The following is a 4,336-nucleotide window of genomic DNA, read 5'->3' on the forward strand; positions in this document are numbered from 1 at the left end:
TAGAGCTATTCAATTTTGAGGATTTTTCCATTTCAGATAATCTCTGAAAATCTCCGGTTTTGACTTTTAAATATTTTCTGAATTTATAACTAGGGAATGGATGAGTTTTCAGACGACTTTTCCATTTGACATAATCTCTGAAAATCTCCGGCTTTGAGTATTGAATATTTTCGTAATTTTTGACTTGGTAATGAATAACTTTTCAGTTGGATATATCCGACTTTTCAAAAATATGTTGATTGGTTAAAGCTATCCAATCTTGACGATTTTTCAATTTCACATAAGCTGTTAAAATCTCTTGCTTTGAGTATTGAATATTTTCGGAATTTTTGACTTTTGACTGTCTTGAATGTGTCTTACATTCTGAGATATCCTCAGAATTACACACTCGCTTTAGACTTTTAACTTCGATATATCCTTTCCAACCTGAAAATTCATATTCTGCTCCTAATAATTCTGCTACATCAGCACGAGGAAAACCAGACATCCCAAAACCTTTAACTACATTTTCTTGATTCAAAATAACAATACATTTAACTTCAAAAATCTCTTCATTTTTAACTTTTGAGTGTCTTGGGTCTGTCTTACATTCTGAGGTCTCCTCAAAATTACACACTCGCTTTTGACTTTTAACTTCACTAACCCATCCATTTACTCTAGCTGTAGTCGGAGAAAATTTAGTCACATTATCAAAATATCCCTGCAAATTTTCTGGCAGTTTTGCAGTTAATAAATTAGAGTTAATTTTTTCATCTAAATTAGCGCAAAAATTATCTTGTTTTATATCTCGATGAAAAGGTACTAAACCATCAGCTTTTAAAGCATCCACTAACCCTAAAAAAGCAGCAGGTCGGTTACCTACTTTTTCTTGAATTAAAGTCGGATCGGAAATGCCGATTTGTAAAGATAATGCTACTAAAGGTTGAAAAGTTGCCCGATGAGCAATCTCTCTAAAAGTTTCCGTACCTACTCGGTACATCAATAATATTAAAACCGTCAAAACTGCCACTAATGGTATGACAAAATACCATTTTTTTCTCAGAGTAAATTGCTGTTTTTCTAACCATAAAAAAATCAGGATAATTAGACTCAACCAAAATAGGGAAGGTAGAGTCGCATAACGAGAAGCGATCGCCTGTTCTGCTCCAAATCCAGAACGACTAACAGCAGCCATTAAAGCTGTTCCAAAAGTATAAATAATTATAGATAACCATGGCAACCAATCTTGAGGATAAGATGAAAATAACCAATAAATTAAAAATATTCCTGCTAAAATTAATCCCACCCAACCTATTGCCGCAGCAACGGGAATATTATGAGTAAAAATTGCTCCTAAATAAACGGGAATGTAGGCAACTATATCAATGAAATTCAGTTGAGATAATGATGGATGATGAGAGGGTGTTGTGTAGGTGAGGAAATAAATGCCTATTACTAAAACAGAAAAAAATAGATAAGATATAGTAAATTTTTTTGGCAATTTATATAGAATAGCAACTGCATATAAAATCGGCCAAATTCCTAGAGCGGTACTATAACTAATACATCCTAAAATTCCCAAGATTATACTGGCAATAGCAAATCTGTTTTGTTGAGATTCTAGTAATTTTTTCAAACAAAATATTGAGGCAATAACAAATAAATTAGCAATTACCCAATGTACTCCACTATATCCGCGCATCCAATTATGAGCAGCAGCAGGGGTAAAGTTAAAAACTGAGATAAATAAAATTAATAATAAAAGTATCGAACGATATTTTTTGAGAGTATTAGTTACTAACGCAATTAACAAAATTCCTTGAGCAGCAACTAGGAAAAATGTAGCCAGACACAACCCAATATTTGAACCTTTAGTAACAACAATATTTAGGGCATAAATTATGGCAGGAATTAAGACAAAATGTTCATTTGCCCGAAACATCCAATCAAAAATATTAGTGGAAAATCCATCTATAGAATAGATATTTTGAATCATCCACCAATAATCGAAATTTAGTAATTCTCCCGCTTTCGATATCATAAAAAGTACATATAAAGCTGGGAGTAAAATTGTAATGGTGGTGATAATTATCAAAGTAACTTCTGGTTTTTTTTGATTAACATAAAAGGGAAGGCAAGACAGGAATTTGGGCACGGATGTACAGATTAATTTGAAATAGGTTAATCTTTGCTACCCTACTTATATAGCAATTTCATTTTAGATTTAGACGAGGGTTTCTTGCTGTGAAATGGTTTCATTATTATTGGAAATGACTATAATATCAAGCGTTAAAAAAGAATGGTACAAAAAGGTGCATCTTGATCGGATATCCTGAAAAAGAGCTACTCCAATTCATTTTAGGTAACTATCTCTATCATTTTCCCCTTTTTTTTTCAATATTTACTCCTTTAAATAACTAAATTTTTCTTGCTTCTTGCTTCTTCCTTTACTAATAAATAGAAATAGGATTACCAGGCGAACCTGTTGCACCTTTCATTTTTAGAGGTGCAAAAACAAACATAAATTCGTAAACTTTATCTTCTATTAATTGACTAACATCCAAGTTCTCAAAAATATTAATACTGTGTTTAACAATCCATTCAATATGACAATCAATAGGCCGATTTTGGTCTTCACCAGGAATCGCTTCAGTTCCGAAAGTATCTGACCCTACCATTGCTATTTTTAAACTAGATAAATAACGACAGCTAGTAATACCAAGTCCAGGCGCTCCAGAATTAAATATTTGAAGATTTTTAGCTTTTTGTTCGGGACTCAGACTATCCCAATCTTTTCCCCAATAATTACCATGACCTGTATAGACAATAACTACATCTCCTTGTTTAATTGGAGCTATTTTTTGTTTTTTATTGCTCCTTTAATATCATTAAATTGTAATAATTCCTGGATCATTTTTACTTTGACCTTGAGGAATTGGTAAGCATTCAACTCCTCGATAACCAGCAATATCTAATAACAGTCCCCTGGTCACATATCCCAACTCTCCAATCTTTTCTACTCCTAATTTATTTAACCCTTAGGATGTGCCAAAGTATTCTAAAAAGTTACCATTATAAAAATGAACGAAGCAAGCATTTGCTTAACTTCTACTACATTTTCAACCAGAGAATTGAAGCACAAAGAACGATGAGCTTGAATTGCCAACTAAATTGGTATAACAAAAAATCTGGCTGTTAATGAGTAAAAAAATTCTGGACTTGATTTAATTCTCGTTCCTTAGGTGGTTAGATATACATTTTTTATAACTTCTTCAATTGTCTTATTTTTGAACTGCAACCTAAAACTCAATACCCTACAGAAATTTTAAGATTGCCTCAATTAAAGTTTTCGGTTGTTGTTGGAAAAACATGTGACCGCCCGGAAATTCATGTAAGGCAAAGTTACTAATAGTATGCTGTTCCCATCCAGATAACTGTTGCAAGCTAACTGCTACATCATTTGTACCTCTAAAAGCAACAATAGGAGATTCTAAGGGTGCTTTAGGAAAATACATATATTTTTCATTGATTGTAAAGTCAGCTCGCAAAATAGGTAAAAACAATTCCATTAGGTCTTGGTTTTGCAAGACTGCTTCAGGAGTACCACCGTATTCTCGCAATGTCGAAATTAAAGTCGGGTTGGATGCTTGATAAAGTGGATTATCAATAGGAATTTGAGGAGCGCGACGACCAGAGACAAACATATACTTAGGAATAGGAAGTTTTTCGCTGCGTAGTTTACGAACTACTTCAAAACTTATTAATGCACCAAGACTATGGCCAAAAAATGCAAAGGGATATTCTTCAATTAAAGGTAACAAAGCTTGAGTCAGGGTAGGCAATAGATAATCCCATTCAGTAATCAGAGGTTCTTTAATCCGAGTTTCTCTACCTGGTAGTTGTATGGCGCAGACCTCTATATTGGAAGGCAAGTATTTTCCCCAAAGGCGAAACAAGGAAGCACCAGCAGCAGAAGGGTGAAAACAGAATAAACGTAGGGTCGGTTGAGAAATTGGTTGAAATATTTTCATCCAGGGAGAAGGAGTAATAGTAGAATTCATTAGATAAATTTATTAGCTTAAAATTGGTATGACAAAAAACTTTGGCTATTTATGAGTAAATTTTTCAATACTTACTCCGACCACAGGTTTCAGATACAAAATCTGCAACGTTATAGTTTTTGCTTACTATACATAGCTTGTTTGAGTCAGTTTTGTGTTTATGACTCTGTGGAAAATATTTTTATCTAGAGAGAGGGAGTAACAGTAGAATTCATTAGATAAATTTATTAGCTTAAAATTAGTATGACAAAAAACTTTGGCTATTTATGAGTAAATTTTTCAATACTTACTCCGAC

3 protein-coding genes are annotated in these 4,336 nt (G+C 33.1%); all 3 read right to left on the reverse strand.

Features of this window, described 5'->3' with window-relative positions; all coding sequences use genetic code 11:
* Window positions 1–202: 202 nt before the first annotated feature.
* The gene (locus ACP6PM_RS29020) at window positions 203–2,020 is read right to left on the reverse strand and encodes a hypothetical protein (RefSeq protein ID WP_426590357.1); all 1,818 of its coding nucleotides are present in this window, start codon (window positions 2,018–2,020) and stop codon (window positions 203–205) included.
* Between the two features lie 409 nt (window positions 2,021–2,429).
* Window positions 2,430–2,837, reverse strand: a complete 408-nt coding sequence (locus tag ACP6PM_RS29025; protein WP_426590365.1) for a cyclase family protein — start codon at window positions 2,835–2,837, stop codon at window positions 2,430–2,432.
* A gap of 456 nt (window positions 2,838–3,293) precedes the next feature.
* Window positions 3,294–4,040, reverse strand: a complete 747-nt coding sequence (locus ACP6PM_RS29030; RefSeq protein ID WP_426590358.1) for a thioesterase II family protein — start codon at window positions 4,038–4,040, stop codon at window positions 3,294–3,296.
* Window positions 4,041–4,336: the final 296 nt, after the last annotated feature.

Source organism: Dapis brunnea BLCC-M229, from assembly GCF_050015995.1.
GTDB lineage: Bacteria > Cyanobacteriota > Cyanobacteriia > Cyanobacteriales > Microcoleaceae > Trichodesmium.

Bases quoted from the DNA above. Each gene is read 5' to 3' on its own strand.
- ACP6PM_RS29020 (WP_426590357.1), bottom strand. From the start codon at position 2,020: ATGATATCGAAAGCGGGAGAATTACTAAATTTCGATTATTGGTGGATG.
- ACP6PM_RS29030 (WP_426590358.1), bottom strand. From the start codon at position 4,040: ATGAATTCTACTATTACTCCTTCTCCCTGGATGAAAATATTTCAACCA.